This is a genomic window from Winogradskyella litoriviva (assembly GCF_013249065.1).
Lineage (GTDB): Bacteria > Bacteroidota > Bacteroidia > Flavobacteriales > Flavobacteriaceae > Winogradskyella > Winogradskyella litoriviva.
In genome coordinates this window covers 74,933-92,682 of the sequence record NZ_JABRWQ010000001.1, presented here as the reverse complement: position 1 = coordinate 92,682, position 17,750 = coordinate 74,933, and the positions used below count along the sequence as shown (strand labels likewise).

At 32.0% G+C, this 17,750-nt stretch carries 14 protein-coding genes and 1 tRNA gene; 10 read left to right on the top strand and 5 right to left on the bottom strand.

Translation table 11 applies throughout. The annotated features are described in order from the left end of the window. Positions 1-35 precede the first annotated feature (35 nt). The 6 genes from murC (at position 36) to HNV10_RS00365 (ending at position 6,212) form a co-directional block, all read left to right on the top strand. Complete coding sequence (gene murC, locus HNV10_RS00390) at positions 36-1,442, top strand: UDP-N-acetylmuramate--L-alanine ligase (RefSeq protein ID WP_173299354.1); 1,407 nt, start codon at positions 36-38, stop codon at positions 1,440-1,442. Continuing rightward, a complete protein-coding gene (locus HNV10_RS00385) occupies positions 1,429-2,151 on the top strand; it encodes a cell division protein FtsQ/DivIB (protein WP_194240996.1) in 723 nt (240 codons plus the stop codon). Before murC ends, HNV10_RS00385 begins: the two co-directional genes overlap by 14 nt. A gap of 3 nt (positions 2,152-2,154) precedes the next feature. Beyond that, positions 2,155-3,486: a cell division protein FtsA gene (ftsA, locus tag HNV10_RS00380; RefSeq protein ID WP_173299353.1), complete on the top strand. Its 1,332-nt coding sequence runs from the start codon at positions 2,155-2,157 to the stop codon at positions 3,484-3,486. Between the two features lie 60 nt (positions 3,487-3,546). Further along, positions 3,547-5,493, top strand: a complete 1,947-nt coding sequence (gene ftsZ / locus HNV10_RS00375; RefSeq protein ID WP_173299352.1) for a cell division protein FtsZ — start codon at positions 3,547-3,549, stop codon at positions 5,491-5,493. A gap of 163 nt (positions 5,494-5,656) precedes the next feature. Then, positions 5,657-6,106: a GatB/YqeY domain-containing protein gene (locus tag HNV10_RS00370; protein ID WP_173299351.1), complete on the top strand. Its 450-nt coding sequence runs from the start codon at positions 5,657-5,659 to the stop codon at positions 6,104-6,106. Positions 6,107-6,138: 32 nt separating this feature from the next. Beyond that, positions 6,139-6,212: transfer RNA gene (locus HNV10_RS00365), tRNA-Arg, on the top strand. Positions 6,213-6,318: 106 nt separating this feature from the next. Here HNV10_RS00365 and HNV10_RS00360 read toward each other — a convergent pair. The 4 genes from HNV10_RS00360 to HNV10_RS00345 all read right to left on the bottom strand — a co-directional run bounded on the left by HNV10_RS00360 (position 6,319) and on the right by HNV10_RS00345 (position 12,820). Then, positions 6,319-7,203 carry an SdiA-regulated domain-containing protein gene (locus HNV10_RS00360; protein ID WP_173299350.1) on the bottom strand — a complete coding sequence of 295 codons (885 nt, stop codon included), beginning with the start codon at positions 7,201-7,203 and terminating at the stop codon, positions 6,319-6,321. Positions 7,204-7,208: 5 nt separating this feature from the next. Next, positions 7,209-9,449 carry an FUSC family protein gene (locus HNV10_RS00355; protein ID WP_317166870.1) on the bottom strand — a complete coding sequence of 747 codons (2,241 nt, stop codon included), beginning with the start codon at positions 9,447-9,449 and terminating at the stop codon, positions 7,209-7,211. 109 nt (positions 9,450-9,558) lie between these two features. Further along, a complete protein-coding gene (locus HNV10_RS00350) occupies positions 9,559-11,148 on the bottom strand; it encodes an FMN-binding glutamate synthase family protein (RefSeq protein ID WP_173299349.1) in 1,590 nt (529 codons plus the stop codon). A 211-nt stretch (positions 11,149-11,359) separates the two neighbouring features. Further along, positions 11,360-12,820 carry a T9SS type A sorting domain-containing protein gene (locus HNV10_RS00345; protein WP_173299348.1) on the bottom strand — a complete coding sequence of 487 codons (1,461 nt, stop codon included), beginning with the start codon at positions 12,818-12,820 and terminating at the stop codon, positions 11,360-11,362. A 130-nt stretch (positions 12,821-12,950) separates the two neighbouring features. On the opposite strand from HNV10_RS00345, the gene HNV10_RS00340 reads away from it, so the two are divergent. From HNV10_RS00340 to HNV10_RS00325, 4 genes are all read left to right on the top strand, one after another. Then, entirely contained in the window at positions 12,951-13,928 is a 978-nt protein-coding gene (locus HNV10_RS00340) for a polyprenyl synthetase family protein (RefSeq protein WP_173299347.1), read from the top strand. A gap of 134 nt (positions 13,929-14,062) precedes the next feature. Further along, positions 14,063-14,626 (top strand): RNA polymerase sigma factor, encoded by a 564-nt coding sequence (locus HNV10_RS00335; RefSeq protein ID WP_173299346.1) that lies wholly within the window; start codon positions 14,063-14,065, stop codon positions 14,624-14,626. Then, entirely contained in the window at positions 14,613-15,395 is a 783-nt protein-coding gene (locus HNV10_RS00330; protein WP_173299345.1) for a hypothetical protein, read from the top strand. The genes HNV10_RS00335 and HNV10_RS00330 overlap by 14 nt, the downstream gene beginning before the upstream one ends. 62 nt (positions 15,396-15,457) lie before the next feature. Beyond that, positions 15,458-16,558 carry a hypothetical protein gene (locus tag HNV10_RS00325; RefSeq protein ID WP_173299344.1) on the top strand — a complete coding sequence of 367 codons (1,101 nt, stop codon included), beginning with the start codon at positions 15,458-15,460 and terminating at the stop codon, positions 16,556-16,558. Positions 16,559-16,617: 59 nt separating this feature from the next. Here the strand turns inward: HNV10_RS00325 and HNV10_RS00320 are convergent, their stop codons facing one another. Beyond that, complete coding sequence (locus HNV10_RS00320; RefSeq protein ID WP_173299343.1) at positions 16,618-17,712, bottom strand: DUF748 domain-containing protein; 1,095 nt, start codon at positions 17,710-17,712, stop codon at positions 16,618-16,620. Between the last annotated feature and the right edge of the window lie 38 nt (positions 17,713-17,750).

Sequence of the window (17,750 nt, the reverse complement as noted above, 5' to 3'; positions counted from 1 at the left end):
TTAAAATGTAAGAGTCAAAAATAGAAATGACAAGAATGAACATAAATAACGAATATATTAGCAACCGTGAGAAAGTTCTTCCTTTTGGGAAGGGTTTGGGATGGGCTTCTAGTGTTTATTTCATCGGCATAGGAGGCATCGGAATGAGTGCTATTGCGCGTTATTTTGTGGCTAACGGTAAGCAAGTAGCTGGTTATGATAAAACACCAACTGAAATCACTAAAGTGCTTGAGGCTTTAGGTGTTCAAATTCATTTTGAAGATAACATAGAGCACATCAATTCAAAGTTTTTAAACCCTGAAAATACATTGGTTGTTTACACGCCAGCTATTCCTAAAAGTCATTCGGAATTAAATTATTTTAAAGATAATGGCTTTAACGTTTTAAAACGTTCTGCAGTTTTAGGTGAAATCACAAAGCAAACGGTTTGTTTGGCAGTTGCTGGTACACATGGTAAAACAACTACGACTAGTATTTTAGGTCATTTGTTACATACATGTAATGCGCCTGTTACAGCGTTTTTAGGTGGAATTAGTGAAAATTATAACTCTAATTTAATTCTTAACGGAACAGAGCTTACGGTTGTTGAAGCTGATGAATTTGACCGTTCGTTTTTAACCTTGTCGCCAGATTTGGCTTGCATCACGTCAATGGATGCCGACCATTTAGATATTTACGGAAATGCAGATGAATTGGTTAAAACCTTCAAGGATTTTTCGGATTGTATAAAACCAGATGGAAAATTATTTGTTAAAAATGGTCTACCATTAAAAGGCATTACTTACGGTATTGAAGATGGTGCAGATTATAGTGCGCAGAATATTTCAATAGAAAATGGTAGATATGTTTTTGATGTAAAAACACCAAAAGGCATTCAAAAAGGTTTCAAATTTAGTCTACCAGGACGACATAATTTATCTAACGCGCTAGTGGCATTAGCAATGGCTATAGAATACGGTTGTGCTATCAATGATTTGGCTATAGGATTAGAGACTTATAAGGGTGTAAAACGAAGATTTACATATCAAATAAAAACGGATAATTTTGTTTTTATTGATGACTACGCGCATCATCCGGAGGAAATTAAAGCCGTGCATCAAGCTATAAGAGAAATGTATCCAGGCAAAAAAGTGCTTGCCGTTTTTCAACCACATTTGTTTAGTAGAACACAAGATTTTGTAGATGAATTTGCAGAAAGTCTTTCAAAATTCGATGAATTATTGTTGTTAGACATTTATCCTGCAAGAGAATTACCAATAGAAGGTGTAACCTCAAAATGGTTATTAGAAAAGATTAAAAACCCAAATAAAAAACGAATTCAAAAATCAGAAATAATTAGTGAAATAAAGAAATCTGATGCCCAAATTGTGTTAACAATTGGTGCAGGAGATATTGGAGCTGAAGTTAAATTTATTAAAGAAGCGTTCCATGATAAAAATTAATTATAACTATATAAAAGTCATTATTTTAATTGGTGTAGTAGGCTTTTTATTTGCTTTTTCTAATCATAGAAATAAAGATAGAATTGTAGGCGAGCCTAGTATTAATTTTTTAGGTGAAAACAAATTGTTTATAACAGAAACAAATGTTAGTAAATTGTTAATAGTAAATCAAGAACCTGTTTCAAAACAGCCTAAAGAAATTATAGATTTGAATGAATTAGAATTTGCCCTAAATTCTAACCCAATGATAAAGGAAGCACAAGTGTTTATGTCAGTAAATGGTGGGCTTTCAGCAGAAATTGAACAGAAACGCCCTATCGCAAGAGTGAACACAAATGCGTCGTATTATATAGACGATGAAGGTGGATTTATGCCTTTGTCTTACAATTATGCGGCAAGAGTGCCACTTGTTACTGGAAATATTGATAAAAATAAGCTTCAAAACGTCTTTCAATTCGCAAAAGCTGTTGATGAAGATGATTTTTTAAAGAAATATGTCATTGAGATTCGTCAAAACAACGATAACACAATAGATTTTAAAATTCGAAAAAGTGATTTTATAGTTCATGTTGGAACTTTAAAGCAACTCGAAAAAAAGATAAACAATTTTAAAGCTTTTTATCAGAAAGCTTTTAAAGACAAAATTTTAGATAGCTATGCAGTAGTAAATTTAAAATTTGACAAACAAGTTATTTGCACCAAAAAGTAAACTATGGACAAACAAAACATTTCGGTAGGTCTAGATATAGGAACCACAAAAATTGTGGCCATGATTGGTCGCAAAAACGAGTATGATAAAGTTGAGATTTTAGGTTTAGGAAAAGCTAAAAGTATGGGTGTGCATCGTGGTGTGGTAAATAATATTACCCAAACCATTCAATCTATACAACAAGCAGTACAAGAAGCTGAAGCAGCTGCTTCTGAAAAAATAAATGAAGTAACTGTTGGTATCGCTGGTCAGCATATCCGCAGTTTACAGCATAGTGATTACATTACACGTCCAAATTCTGATATTGTTATTGATGAAGATGACATAGACAGATTAATCAACCAGGTACACAAATTAGTAATGCTTCCTGGTGAAGAAATTATTCATGTATTACCTCAAGAATTTAAGATTGATGGTCAAGCAGAAATTACAGAACCAATAGGGATGTATGGTGGTCGACTAGAAGCTAACTTTCATGTTGTAGTTGGTCAAGTGTCATCTATTAGAAATATTGGTAGATGTATTAAAAGTTCTGGTTTAGAATTAGAAGGTATTACACTAGAACCTTTAGCTTCTGCAAATGCAGTATTAAGTAGAGAAGAAAAAGAAGCTGGTGTTGCATTAATTGATATAGGAGGAGGAACAACGGATTTAGCAGTGTTTAAAGATGGTATTATTCGTCATACAGCTGTAATTCCTTTTGGTGGAAATGTAATAACTGAAGATATAAAAGAAGGCTGTTCAATTATTGAAAAGCAAGCAGAACTTCTAAAAGTAAAGTTTGGGTCTGCATGGCCAGGAGAAAATAAGGATAATGAGATTGTGTCTATTCCTGGATTAAGAGGAAGAGAACCAAAAGAAATTACCTTAAAAAACTTGTCTAAAATTATTCATGCTAGAGTTGTAGAAATTGTAGAACAAGTTTTTGTAGAAATTAAAAATTACGGACACGAGGAGCAAAAGAAAAAATTAATTGGTGGTATAGTTTTAACAGGTGGTGGAAGTCAATTAAAACATTTAAAGCAATTAGTTGAGTATATCACAGGTATGGATACCAGAATAGGTTATCCAAATGAGCATTTGGCAGGAGATAGCGATGAAGATATTGCTAGTCCTTTATACGCAACGGCAGTTGGTTTGGTAATGGATGGCCTTAAAAGGCAAGAACGTAAAAAAGCGGAGCATATTGAAGAAGATTTTGTAATTGAAAATGAAGCAGAGCAAATTGAAGAACCAGAAGAAGAAGTTAAAGCAGAAGAGCCAAAAAAAGAACGCCGTTCATTTTTAGACAAATTAACAGAACGAGTAAAAGAGTTTTTAGATAATGCAGAGTAGCTCTAGTTATCTGCAGTATAGTATAATAAAATAATAGAATAATAGTAAATCCATAATATAATGAGTAACAGCAACGAATTTGGAAATATTTCATTTGATTTGCCCAAGAATCAATCTAACGTCATCAAGGTAATTGGTGTAGGTGGAGGTGGTAGTAATGCCATAAATCACATGTTTCAGCAAGGGATCAAAGGCGTTGATTTTGTTATCTGTAATACAGATTCTCAGGCACTTCAAAGCAGTGGAGTACCAAACAAAATTCAATTAGGAGTTAATTTAACAGAAGGATTAGGTGCAGGTGCCAATCCAGATGTTGGAGAAGAAGCAGCAGTAGAAAGTTTAGAAGATATCCGCAGAATGTTAGATACCAATACAAAAATGGTATTTATCACAGCAGGAATGGGTGGAGGAACAGGAACTGGTGCTGCGCCTATCATCGCAAAAATGGCAAAAGAACTCGATATTCTTACTGTGGGTATCGTTACTATGCCATTTCAGTTTGAAGGTAAAATGCGTAATGCACAAGCACAACGTGGTATTGAGAAATTGCGCGCTCATGTAGATTCATTGGTGGTTATTAATAACAATAAACTTCGTGAAGTTTATGGTAATCTTGGCTTTAAAGCAGGTTTCTCTAAAGCAGATGAAGTACTTTCTACCGCATCTAGAGGAATTGCAGAAGTAATTACACATCACTATACACAGAATATAGATTTACGTGATGCTAAAACTGTATTAAGCAATAGTGGAACAGCCATTATGGGTTCTGCAACAGCATCTGGTCAAACAAGAGCGCAAAAAGCTATTATGAGCGCTTTAGATTCGCCATTACTAAACGATAATAAAATTACAGGAGCTAAAAACGTATTGTTGCTAATCGTTTCAGGTTCTCAAGAAATTACTATTGATGAGATTGGTGAAATCAATGATCATATTCAAACTGAAGCCGGATTTGGAGCTAACATTATTATGGGTGTTGGTGAAGATGAAGACTTACAAGAGTCTATTTCTGTAACCATTATTGCTACAGGATTTGATTTGGATCAGCAAAATGAAATTTCTAATACAGAGACTAAAAAAGTAATACATGCTTTAGAAGAGGTTACAGAAGTAAGTCCAAAAGAAAAAGAACCGGCAATTATTACTCCAGATATTGTGTTAGAAGTTGAAAAGGAGGATCCAATTGTTCGTCATACATTAATTGAAGAAGACGAGGTTGAAAAGCCTAAGGCTGAAGTTAAAACTGAAGTACAAAACGAAACTGATTTAATAGCTACTACAGATTTTTTAAAGAACATGAATGTTGTTTATGATGAAGTTTTAGATACAAAACCAGAACCTTTAGTAGAGCCAGATGACTTTGTTATTACACCAATTGTAAATAAGGCTGAAGAACCTATTGATGAAACAATTGAAGAGCAAATAACCTTTTCTTTCGATTTACCAATAGCTAATAAAAAGACTGAGCCAGAAGTTGAAGAACCAAAAGCCGAAGAGGAAAAGATGTTCTTTACATTAGAAGAAGATGTTAAGGATATAAAGGTTAATGAACCTGTTGAGATTATTTCTGTTACAGAAGTTAATGAACAAGGTGAAAAACGTTATGCTTTAGATGATTTTGAAACATTTGAATCTTCTTTAAACACCAAACAAGAAAGAACAGAAGTAAAAGAGGAAATTGTTTTTGAAAAGAAAACGATTCCGATGGATGAAACTAAGGAAATATTTGAAGAAGAAATTGATCCTATGAATAGTCCGATTTCTGATCTTTTAATAGCTCGTGCAGATGAGCGAAGAAGAAAAATGAAAGATTTCAACTATAAGTTTAATACAGCTAAAATAGATGAAATTGAAAAAGAACCTGCTTACAAAAGACAAGGTGTTAATTTAGAAGATGCTCAACATTCTTCTGAAACTAAAGCTTCAAGAATGTCTGTTGGTACTGATGAGAACGACGATATTCAGTTAAGAAGCAATAATTCATTTTTACACGATAACGTGGATTAATATCGCGTTATGTTTATGGTGTAAAAACACTTAGTTAAAGCCCAAATAGTCCCTCCAGCTATTTGGGCTTTTTGTTTTTTAAGCTTTGCTAAATGCATACCGTTTATGTATAGCAAGCCAAAGTTTTTAGTATCTTTGCGCTTCTTAATAAAAGGATAAAGTTATGAGTTTACAAGTTGATATAATGACTGCTATGAAGGCGGCAATGAAAGCAAAAGATCAAACCGCTTTAGCTGCTTTAAGAGCTGTAAAATCAGAAATATTATTAGCACAAACAGCTACTGGGTCTAAGGAAGAGATTTCCGAAGAACAAGAAATAAAAATCTTATCAAAAATGGTTAAGCAACGAAAAGATAGTGCTGCAATATTTTTAGAACAAGATCGTAATGATTTAGCTGAACCAGAATTGGCACAAGCAGAAATTATTAGCCAGTTTTTGCCAACGCAGCTTTCTGAAGAAGAGATTACAGCTGAGGTAGAGAAAACAATTGCAGCCACAGGTGCAGAAGGCATGAAAGATATGGGTAAGGTAATGGGAATGGTAAGTAAAACATTGGCAGGTAAAGCTGATGGTAAAACTATTTCTAGTATTGTTAAATCCAAATTAACTTAGAAGAAATATACCTGATTTTTTTAGGTAAATAAGGCCTCGTAGTTCAACTGGATAGAATATCAGATTTCGGCTCTGAGGGTTGGAGGTTCGAATCCTCTCGAGGTCACGAATAAATAGTTTCAAAAGAAAAAACGCCAAGCTTGCTTGAGCGTTTTTTTGTTGAAACTATTTTCAAAGCGGAGTTTTAGAGGATGCGCAGCAATCCTGTAAAGCTATTTCAACTCTACTTCTAGAATATTAGCTCTCTCTTTGTTAGCTTCATTAGAGATAAATAAACGACCATCATCACTAAATGTAATACCTTCTGGTTGAGCAAATTTGTGTTTGTCTAATTCAAAAACATCTTTTATTTTTCCTGCATTATTCAAAATTAAGAGTTTTGGATTTCTACCTTCTAATACATATATGTCTTTAGTTTTTGGGTGTATAGCAATATCAGATGGACATAAAGTTTCATGAATTTTTTTGCGTCTAAAGTCTTTTAAAATATCGGCTTTTAAATCAATATTAATAACAGGATTGGCATCCATTAGCTTAGTAGTAAGTGGGATTTTATAGATACTTTTAATATGTTTTTTTCCTAAATCATAATCTTTAGGTGTAATAAGTAACTGGTTGTTTTCTTTATCTAAAGTTAAACTCTCCATGTTATTATACCCTTTAAATGAGGTTTTAATTTTTGTGGTTTCAAGATTTTCTGAGCTGTAATTTTTTACTTCATATATTAGACCATCGCTTCGCAAAACATAGGCGTCTAAATTATTTATAGCAAGTCCTTCGTAATCACCTTTACCAGCAAATTTTATTCTATTTGTAATAGTGTGTTCTTCTGTATTGTATATAAAAATTGTTCCAGATTCATCTTGTATACAGGCAAACGTATTATAATTGAGCCAAACGAGTCCACTTATCTCGTTTAGAATTTTAGGTAAATTAAAGGTTTTTTTAATAGTATATTTTGAAGATAGCCTTTGTTCAACTTTAACAATATCCTTTTTAGAACCTAAAGGTGTTTGGTTTGTAAAAGTGTAAAAGGCAAAAAAAGATATTGCAATAACTATGACAGATATAATTAGTGCTGATTTTATATTTTTCATAGATTTTAACGCGAAAATTTAAAAGTTAGTTTTAGCATCTTTTCACTCAAAGAATGTAACCAATATAGTTGTTCCCAAACTAAATGTGCCTCTTTGTGTGTAAGCTCATTGTCAGATTTTAATATACTATCACTAGTTATTAAATTTTTAGGAAAATCATATGGTTCTGGAATAAAGATAGATTTATTAATTTCAGAATCATTAAAGTTAACATCTTTTATCATTGCACAAGCTTTCTCTAAATTCTTAATAATATGTTCTGCAATTAAGATAAAATCTTTAGATGCTTTTGACGTTTTGTTGTTTTGGGTGTATGTACTCAAAGAAGCTAAAGAGGTTAGACAACTATGGTTAAGTACTACAAGTTCGTAAATTTCATCAATATGTTTTTGCTTAGATTCTGGCTCTTGAGCCATACGCTGAAAAGCAGAACTTAAGTTAGACATTTGTAAAAAGGCTTCTTTTCTATTTATTTTTAAACTAGTCGGAACTTCTCCTTTTTTTTGATAAAAGTTACTGATAGATTTAAAAAAAGTTATGTTGGCTTGTAAACTATCTTTAATATTGTCGCTTATTTCTGCAATAGACCAAGCAGGCCAGATTAAGCGCATAGTGGAATATGAAATTGCTGCGCCAATTAATGTATCAATTACTCTAAATTGTATTACTTGAAAAATATTTGGTTCTAAAATGGCGTAAATTAATATAACGCTTAAGGTTATAAAAGTTGCAGATGCTTTGTAGTTTTTTTGCACCATAGAAAATGCAATGACTAAGGATAAAACACCAAGCGCTCCAAAAATATAAGGATCATTAATTATAAACACTGAGCAGGTTGCTAATACCGCACCAATGAGTGTGCCAATCATACGGTCTTTAGACCGTGTTTTTGTTAGTCCATAACTTGGTCGCATTATAATGATTATGGTAAGGATTATCCAATACGGATTTTGAAAATCGAATAATAATCCAATAGCATAACCTAACATTACAGCAACAGATAAGCGCAAAGAATGTTTAAAAATTGTAGATCTAAAACTAAAGTTTCGGAGTATTATTTTAGGGTTATAATCTCGTATTTCAATAAACCGTTTAAGTTTGTTGTTGTCATGATAATCTTCAGTTGATAATTCAGGATTTCCTAAGAGCCATTTAATTTTTTTTAGTTTTTCAAATTGCTTTTTTTGATAGTCTAAGAAATTTTGAAGCATTAAATAACGTTCGTATTCTTCAAAATTATTTTCGTTTTTAAATTCTAAAATGTCCTTTTCTAAACTATTAAATGCATCAGATAGAATTTTGTTTGATGAAAATTCATTAGTTTGATTTAGATTTTTGGCTATAGTTCTTAATTGATAAGATAATTCGGCAATGAGATTCTGAAATTTTTTTTTCGTTTCCGGATGCATTTCAAAAAAGACATCCATTTTGTCGTAATTTACCGGATTTGCATTAGCAGTTTCTAAGATTTCTACTAATTGGCTAAATACCATTAGACGTCTGTTTTTATAATTAGATTTACCAGAGCTTCTTCTAGATAATAATAATATTTCGCGCAAACTTACATGTTGTTCTGCGAGTTCACTTTGTAAGTTAATGAGTGAAGTTTGTAAATTTTGTCTATTAGCTTGTTCTCCTATGATTTGTTTTCTAATATCAATAAAATCTGCTGTAAGTAAAATAGTTTTAATTATGGCTTCTTCGGTTTGGGCTTTAGGATTAATATAAAACCATAGTGTGGAAAGTAATAAATACCATATGCCACCAAGACCAATTAATAGAGCGTAGGTATAATTTTCTAGTGTATTTGTAGTGTTAGCGAAGCTTAATACTAATGCAAGTAATCCAGAAAAGCTAATTAAAGAAGCTCTAAATCCGTAAATTGAAATAAAAGCAATACTAAAAGTTAATAGACCTAAAATAGGAAAAAGGAAGTAATTTAAATCTTTAAGATAACCACCTATAAAACTCACTATAACAACCAAAAGTGATGAATATAGAATACCAATTTGCTTATGTTTTAATCTTCCGCTAACATCACTTGGTGAGCACCAAATAGCTCCAAAACAAAGCGCAAGCCCAATTTCTAAATGATTAGTTGCAATTCCCAAAATTATTGGAGTGGTTACAGCGAAACTAACCAATACAGCTTTTGAAAAGCTTGTGCTTTTAAAGAATTCTAATAACTCTTTGGCGTGTTTTGAAATTAAATCTATAATGAGATGATGTATTTTATTATTCAGCACAAAGATACAATTTGAACAAGCACACTTAACTTAAGACCTATGTAAAATTGTGTTTAAATTAGATCAATTTAAAATAAGTTAAAGACCAAATACAACATTGTCTTTTAGTTTATTTCATAATACGTGTTACTTGAAAGAATTTTTTGTAGTCCGCAGGAATAGTATCAATATTTAATAGCGAGCCTTCCTTAATCGGAGGATAAATGTCATGGTAGGTTTTAACATCATAGAGTCCCGATCTTTTACTAATATGGTCTCTCGTTAATTCGCTAGGACTGTTTAAACCAGCTGCAGCTACTAACTCTAAGAAACTATGGATTGTTGCTTCGTGATAGCGGTTTGCTCTTGGTGCTTTATCTTCTACAACTAATCCTTTAACCAAGGATGCATTTTGAGTTGCAACACCTACAGGACATGTATTAGTATTACATTGTAAGGCTTGTATACAGCCAATAGAAAGCATCATGGCACGTGCGCTATTACAGCCATCTGCACCCAATGCGATAGCTCTTGCCATATGGAAACCAGTAATTATTTTTCCTGCAACGATAACTTTTATGTCTTTTCTTAGGTTGAAACCAACTAAAGTATCGTGTACAAAAATTAAACCTTCACGAAGCGGCATTCCCATCGAGTTAGAAAATTCAACAGGTGCTGCACCTGTGCCTCCTTCACCACCATCTACAGTAATAAAATCTGGAAGTATTCCGGTAGCTAACATAGCCTCACAAAAATCCATAAACTCTTGTTTTCTTCCTAAACATAATTTAAATCCTATTGGTTTTCCATCTGAAAGATCTCTAAGTTTTTTTATAAAATGCATAAACTCAATTGGATTTGAAAACGCTGAATGAGAAGGAGGAGAATGCACAGCAATGCCTGGCTTTACATGTCTAATTTTTGCAATTTCTTCTGTGTTTTTAGAAGCAGGTAAAATTCCTCCATGTCCAGGTTTAGCACCTTGAGATAGTTTAATCTCAATCATTTTTACTTCTGGTCTTAAGGCATTTTCTCTAAAGGTAACTTCGTTAAAAGTACCATCTTCTTTTCTACAGCCAAAATATCCTGTACCAACTTGCCAAATTAAATCACCACCATTTTCTAAATGATAATTACTAATACCACCTTCTCCTGTATTGTGTGCAAAATTCCCCATTTTGGCACCTTTGTTTAAAGCAAGTACTGCGTTTTTACTCAGTGATCCAAAGCTCATAGCAGAAATATTTAATAAGCTAGATGAGTAAGGTTGTTTACAATCTTTACCGCCAATTATTAATCGAGGAAATTCACCTATGTCTTTTGGGTTATTCTTTGCATACATAGAATGTTCTAACCATTCGTATCCAGAATGGTATAAATCCATTTGTGTTCCAAAAGGTTCTGTGTCATTTTCTCCTTTTGCTCTGCGATAAATTAAAGATCTAAAAATTCTATTTAAAGGTCTTCCTTGCGTGTCCGTTTCTACAAAATATTGCATTATTTCTGGTCTAACAGATTCTAGCATGTATCTAAATCTTCCTAATAAAGGATAGTTACGCCTTATGGTATGTGAAGTTTGCATAATATCAAAAAATCCCATAATAACTAGAGGACCAACTAATAAAAATGCCCATAAAATTGGATGCCAAAAAAAAGATAAACCAATGATTGCTATAACTGCTATTATAGAAATCAATATAAACTGCTCGCGTACTTTCATAAAATTTACTTTGATAAAAAGAATGGGATTTTAGACCTAATGCTTAAATCTGCTGTAAATGTAATAATTATGATTATATGAATCTAAAATTTGAGAAAGCTAAAGCTAAAACTGAAAATACTAATGACGGAAATAAATAGTAAGGTTTTTTTAAAAGGGTATAAAAAAAAGCGGCTATTGCCGCTTTTTTAATTTATTACATCATTAAGTTTTACTCTTTTGTAACTCTTAATGTTTCAGTTTTATCACCAGAAGTTATTTTTACTAAATACAGTCCTTTTGATAAATTAGACATATCAATTGATGAGTTAGTAATTTCATTTTTAGAGAAACTAGCTACATTTTGACCTAATAGGTTAAATACAGTAATATTATCAACATCTTGAGCGGATTTAATATTTAAGGTACCAGAAGTTGGATTAGGATAAACACTAAAAGTTTTAATAGAGTCAAAGTTATCTTCAACACCTAAGGCTGCGTCTGTTGTAAAACTCCAAACAGTTCCTGTTGTTGTACCAAAACAGTTAATTACATCTACGCTCCAATAATAGGTAGTACTTAAGGCTAGACCAGTAATTGTTCCTCCATTTTCAAAATCGTTAAATGATTGTGTTGGTGGATTTTCTGTACCTAAATTTAAAACAAAAGTATCATCAGCGTTAGCTGCAGTCCAACTAAATTCTGCTGAATAATCTGGTGATTGTAAAGCAACTGCAGCAGCTGCGTCCGAAGGATATGGTGCAGTTACCAAAGCTGGAGCAGCTGTTTCAGCACATGCTGCAGTAGTAAAGCTCCAAATTGGACCGGGTGTTACACCTGCACAATTAACTGCATCAATAGACCAATAATACGTAGTGTTTGGTTGCCAATCGAAATTTATTGAATTTCCATTAGCAAATCCTTCCACTGTACCGATATCATCACCTGTAGCAGTTTCTCCTAGATTAATATTATAGCTATCAATAGCAGCTCCTGTAGTAGGTTCAACCCATTCAAAAGGACCTAAGTTATCTGGTGCACCATAAAAAATCTCTACACCTGTTGCAGCATCAGCTGGTGTTGTTACCGTAGCAACTGCGTCAGGAGCGGCTACCGTACATTGAAAAACAGATACGTTATCAAAAGCCCAAGCCCAAGAATAGTTTCCTACCCATCTAAATCTTACTTGCGCTGCAGCTGCACCTGCCAATTCGGTAGATACGTCAATTGATTCAAAACCAAAAGAACTATTCGCAGCAGCGTCTCCAGTATAAAAGGCTACTTGTGTCCAAGTTGTTCCGTCGGTAGATACTTCTACATATCCTTCTGCAGAATAACCTGAAGTAAAAAAATGATTATAACTTAAAGTCACTGATGCTAAGCTTGAACAATCAAAAGTAGGGCTTTCCATAGCAGCGTTTTCCGCAATTGTTCCTCCGTAACCGTCACTGTCAAATAAGGCAAAATTTCCATCCATTTCCCCAAGGCTATAGTTGTATCCGTTTCCAGCAGTAAAACCAATTGCGTCTGCTCCAGAAGAAATTGTCCATATTTCTCCACCTCCAGCGATGTCATTATTGGTCCAACCTGCAGGAATTGTTGTCCCAGCTTCAAAATCTTCAGTTAATACAACTTGACCAAAAATTAAGGAAGAAGTAAAAAAAAGAGTAAGTAGTAAAGTAATTTTTTTCATGTGTTTTATTTTTTGGATTAATTGCCTAAAGTTACAAATATTTCTGACCTGTAAATGTTAAAATGCTATATTTCATTTTTAAGATATAAAAACTAATAGAATTTGTAATTTTACAGCTCTAAAAACAATAATGAAGATAACCGAACAAATAAAACAACCTATAGCTTACGAAATGGATCTTTTTGAACAAAAGTTTCAACTTTCAATGGCAAGTAAGGTTGCGTTATTAAACCGTATTACACATTATATTGTTAACCGAAAAGGAAAACAAATGCGACCAATGTTTGTTTTTTTGGTAGCAAAAATGATGAATAATGGTGAGGTAAGTGAACGTACTTATAGAGGTGCTTCGGTTATAGAGTTGATACATACAGCTACTTTAGTTCATGATGATGTTGTAGATGACAGTAACAGAAGAAGAGGTTTTTTCTCTATAAATGCCCTTTGGAAAAATAAAATAGCAGTCCTCATAGGCGATTTTCTGTTATCTAAAGGACTGTTGCTTTCCATTGATAACAATGATTTTGATTTACTAAAAATTATTTCGGTAGCTGTAAGAGAAATGAGTGAGGGCGAATTACTTCAGATTGAAAAAGCCAGACAGCTAGATATTACGGAAGCCGTTTATTACGAAATTATAAGACAAAAAACAGCAACTCTTATCGCTGCTTGCTGCAGTTTGGGTGCTGCATCTGTTAAGCCAAATTCTCCAGAAGTAGAATCTATGCGCAAATTTGGTGAGTTAATAGGTATGGCATTTCAGATTAAAGATGATTTATTTGACTATGGACAAGAATCCATTGGCAAACCAACTGGTATTGATATTAAGGAACAAAAAATGACCTTACCATTAATATATGTCTTAAATAATTGCACTAAAAAGGAGAAATCTTGGTTAATCAATTCAGTAAAAAATCATAATAAAGATAAAACCAGAGTTAAAGCTGTGATTAATTTTGTAAAAGATAATGGTGGTTTAGATTATGCTGTTTCTAAAATGAAAGCCTTTCAAAAAGAAGCTTTAGATATTTTGGCAAATTACCCAGATTCATCTTACAAAGCATCGCTCAATCTTATGGTAGATTACGTAATTGAAAGAAAAAAATAAATTATAAATAATTGATATTCAGTTTTTTATAATTTATTTTGATTATTTTTTACCTTCCAAGCAACCATTATTTACAAAATTACGTCTTTATAAATAGAAAGCAATCTTAAGGTGTTCAGAACTTAAAACAACTCATGAAAGTTATTCAACTTCATAAAAACGAAAAAAAACTAATAGAACGAGCTGCTAAACAAAATCGTGAAGCGCAACACGTTTTATATGAGTTGCATGCACCAAAAATGTTAAGCGTGTGCAGATACTATATAAAAGATGTGTATCAGGCAGAGGAAGTAATGTTAAATGGTTTTTTTAAAGTGTTTAAATATTTAAAGTCATTTAAAAATGAAGGTAGTTTTGAAGGTTGGATAAGACGAATAATGGTACGCGAGTCTATTTCGTATTTAAGGAAAAAAAAGAATATAGAATTTGCTGTAGAGGATGATTATTTAGAACATGATGCTTCTAACAATATAAATTCTAATATCGAAGTTGCAGAAATACAATTACTCATTGATAGTTTGCCAGAAGGTTACCGAATGGTATTTGTAATGTATGCGATAGAAGGTTATAAACATCAAGAAATTGCCGAACTATTAAAAATTTCTGAAGGCACCTCAAAGTCGCAATTGTTTAAAGCAAGACAAATGCTTCAGAAAAAAATTAAAGAATTAAATAATAGCAGTTATGGCTCCAATTAAATTTGAAGAAAATATAAAAGACAAGCTCGAGAGACGAACCTTGTCTCCTTCATCAAACGCTTGGTCAAAATTATCTGACCGATTAGATGAGGACGAAAAAAAATCTAAAAAACCATTGTATTGGTGGATAAGTATTGCAGCAGGATTAATACTTATGATGGCAATATCAATTCAGTTTTTTAACAATAATAATTCGGAAGAAATTCTACCTCAAATTGTTGAAGAAGAGGTTAAAAAGGAAGAGTTAAAAACAGAAAAAGCAGAGCCAATTAAAAAGGCGTTAGAATTGGTGACTCAAGAAAATATAGTAGAAGAAGAGAAAATAGCTGTTTCAAATAATGAAGCTCCAAAGATTTTAGATTACAAAAAAGTAATTAATGATAAAACTAAAAAGAATATAAAGCTGGCTAATAAAGATAATGTAAAGGAACCAAATACACAGCCAAATAATAATAACCAGAGTAATATAGAACAGCAGAATATTATTGAAAAAACATTAATCAAAGAGGCTTTAGCTGTTGCAAAACAAGGGTTAAAGGATGAGCAATCTGGAGTAAGTGAAAGGGAGATAGACTCCTTATTAAAATTAGCAAGTAAAGAATTGTTTAAAGAAAATTTACAGAAGGAAACATATAAACTTACAGATGCAGAGGCTTTATTAAATAGTGTAGAGGAAGAAATGGGACAGTCTTTTAGAACCAAGGTGTTTGAAGCTTTAAAGGATAGCTATAAAACTGTGAAAACAGCGGTTGTAGACCGAAATAATTAAATCGAGAATACATTTATAATACATCAAATCAAAAATTATCATTAATCAAAAAACGAACAGTTATGACTACAATTACAAAATTATTAGTGTGCTTAATTTTGAGCATTACGTTTTCAAATTTACAAGCGCAAACCCAAGAATTAGATTCCATTAGAAAAGAAAAGGTAGATTACAAAATTGCTCAGTTAGAAGTAGAAAGGGCTAAAATTGAAGACGATGAGAAATCAATTTTAAAATTAAAAATTGAAATTATAAACAAAAGATTAGATGCTGATGAAATAACAGCAGCAGAAGCCGAAACATTAAAAAAAGAAGCGGCTAAAACGGCAGTATTAAATATTGAAAATAGGACTGTTATTATTGATAAACAAATTGCTTTATTGGAGCGAAATGGATACGATTCCGATGAGTATTCTAAAGATGAAGATTCGCGCTTTGTTTTTAGAATTGGTAGAGATGCTGGTGAGGATGATAAATTTGTATATGTTGGTGAAGCTTCAAAAGATAAACCTAGAAAGTATGATTTAAGAACATCTTCAGATCTTGTATTTGCTTTTGGTTTTAATAATACTTTAATCGATGGACAAAACTTTGAAGATACGCCATATAAAATAGGTGGATCTGGATTTATAGAATTAGGTTATGCCTGGAAAACTAGAATCTTTGAGAATACTAATTTTTGGAGATTAAAATATGGTTTCTCTATACAATGGAATAAATTAAAGCTTAAGGATAATAATTACTTTGTAAATACAAATGGAGATATCTCTTTACAAGAGTATCCTATAGATGCAAAAAAGATAAAATTTAGAACAACTAATTTGGTTTTTCCGATGCATTTAGAATTTGGACCATCTAAAAAAATAGAGAAAGAAGATTATTTTAGATATTCTACTCATAAAAAACTAAAAATAGGTTTAGGTGGTTACGCAGGATTAAATATTGGAGATATGCAAAAAATTAAATATAAAGAAAATGGAGATAATGAAAAGGATAAGCAACGTAACCAATTTGAAGTTAGTGAATTTGTATATGGATTAAGTGGTTATGTAGCACTTGGAGAAGTAGCACTGTATGTTAAATACGATCTTAATCCACTGTTTAAAAATCAAAGTGTAGAGCAGAATAACATTTCTGTAGGACTTCGATTTGATATGGACTAAATAAATTATCATCAATCAAATTTGAAAAGCCTAAATTATCTTATTGATTTGGGCTTTTTTTAGTCTTCTTTCTTTTCTTTAAAAGCATCCTCATATTCAATTTCATTATCTACAGCACTTTTAAATGCTTTAATCCAAGCGTTTTCAAAAATGTTAATTACACTTGGTAAAACACCAGCTTCAACATTGTTTAGGTCACCTTCAATAGGTACTTTTGTTGCTAAGGTATCTGTCTTCTGATTTTTTAAAATAAACTTAAAAAAGCCAACAAAACCTTCCCATAAAATACTTAAAAAACGATCGTCTTTACTTATGAGTTTAGAGTTGGTAACCAATGGTTTTATGTAGCCTTTCATGTAACCATTTGCAATAGCTATTTCACTAAATAATTCAAAAGTCCCAGATTTAAAATCAATACCAGCATAATGTTTTGTAAATGAATTTAAAGATGTAACATTTGCATTTTCTAATCCAAACTCTATATTAAGATCTGGTATTTCTTTAATTAGATTAATATTTCCGTTTGCAGTCATCTTTCCATTGCCAATAGACGTTGCAGTTGCATGTATTGGTGATGGTAAAGTTCTATCTTTAGAGGATACATTTCTTAAGTTTTTAGCAATTAATTCTAATTGATTAAAGTGAAGGTCAATGTTGGGATTAGCTTGTAATTCTACAAATGCAAATTTTCCGTTGTGTATCTCAAAGTTGTTAATGTCAATTGGTACTATGTCTGTTAAGGCTTTTGTCCAATCGTCAGTATTTGGTGTTTCACCATTGGTTTGCTGATCTTCCATAACATAAATAACTTCTGGGTTATTCATTATTATTTCACTTACTATTCTACCATTAAATAAAGACTTCCATTCTATAGAAATATCGGTATGTGGAAAATTTAAAAAAGGAACTTGGGTTTTAGCATTAACTTTATTAAGATATAAACCTTTAATTACGTATGCACCACGTATTAAAGAAATATCTACTTCTTCTACTTCGCCATAATATCCAGGAAGTTCAGCTAATATGTCATTAACTTTAGATTTTACATAATTAGGTAAATAAAGTCTTAAAGCAATAAGTATTGTTATTATAAATAATGGAATTAAGTAACGTTTTTTTTTGAATATTTTTATAGCGGTAGAAGATTTGCTCATATTGTAAAGTTAATAAAACAACGATTATGCTCTATTGT

Bases quoted from the DNA above. Each gene is read 5' to 3' on its own strand.
- murC (WP_173299354.1), top strand. From the start codon at position 36: ATGAACATAAATAACGAATATATTAGCAACCGTGAGAAAGTTCTTCCT.
- HNV10_RS00385 (WP_194240996.1), top strand. From the start codon at position 1,429: ATGATAAAAATTAATTATAACTATATAAAAGTCATTATTTTAATTGGT.
- ftsA (WP_173299353.1), top strand. From the start codon at position 2,155: ATGGACAAACAAAACATTTCGGTAGGTCTAGATATAGGAACCACAAAA.
- ftsZ (WP_173299352.1), top strand. From the start codon at position 3,547: ATGAGTAACAGCAACGAATTTGGAAATATTTCATTTGATTTGCCCAAG.
- HNV10_RS00370 (WP_173299351.1), top strand. From the start codon at position 5,657: ATGAGTTTACAAGTTGATATAATGACTGCTATGAAGGCGGCAATGAAA.
- HNV10_RS00360 (WP_173299350.1), bottom strand. From the start codon at position 7,203: ATGAAAAATATAAAATCAGCACTAATTATATCTGTCATAGTTATTGCA.
- HNV10_RS00350 (WP_173299349.1), bottom strand. From the start codon at position 11,148: ATGAAAGTACGCGAGCAGTTTATATTGATTTCTATAATAGCAGTTATA.
- HNV10_RS00345 (WP_173299348.1), bottom strand. From the start codon at position 12,820: ATGAAAAAAATTACTTTACTACTTACTCTTTTTTTTACTTCTTCCTTA.
- HNV10_RS00340 (WP_173299347.1), top strand. From the start codon at position 12,951: ATGAAGATAACCGAACAAATAAAACAACCTATAGCTTACGAAATGGAT.
- HNV10_RS00335 (WP_173299346.1), top strand. From the start codon at position 14,063: ATGAAAGTTATTCAACTTCATAAAAACGAAAAAAAACTAATAGAACGA.
- HNV10_RS00330 (WP_173299345.1), top strand. From the start codon at position 14,613: ATGGCTCCAATTAAATTTGAAGAAAATATAAAAGACAAGCTCGAGAGA.
- HNV10_RS00325 (WP_173299344.1), top strand. From the start codon at position 15,458: ATGACTACAATTACAAAATTATTAGTGTGCTTAATTTTGAGCATTACG.
- HNV10_RS00320 (WP_173299343.1), bottom strand. From the start codon at position 17,712: ATGAGCAAATCTTCTACCGCTATAAAAATATTCAAAAAAAAACGTTAC.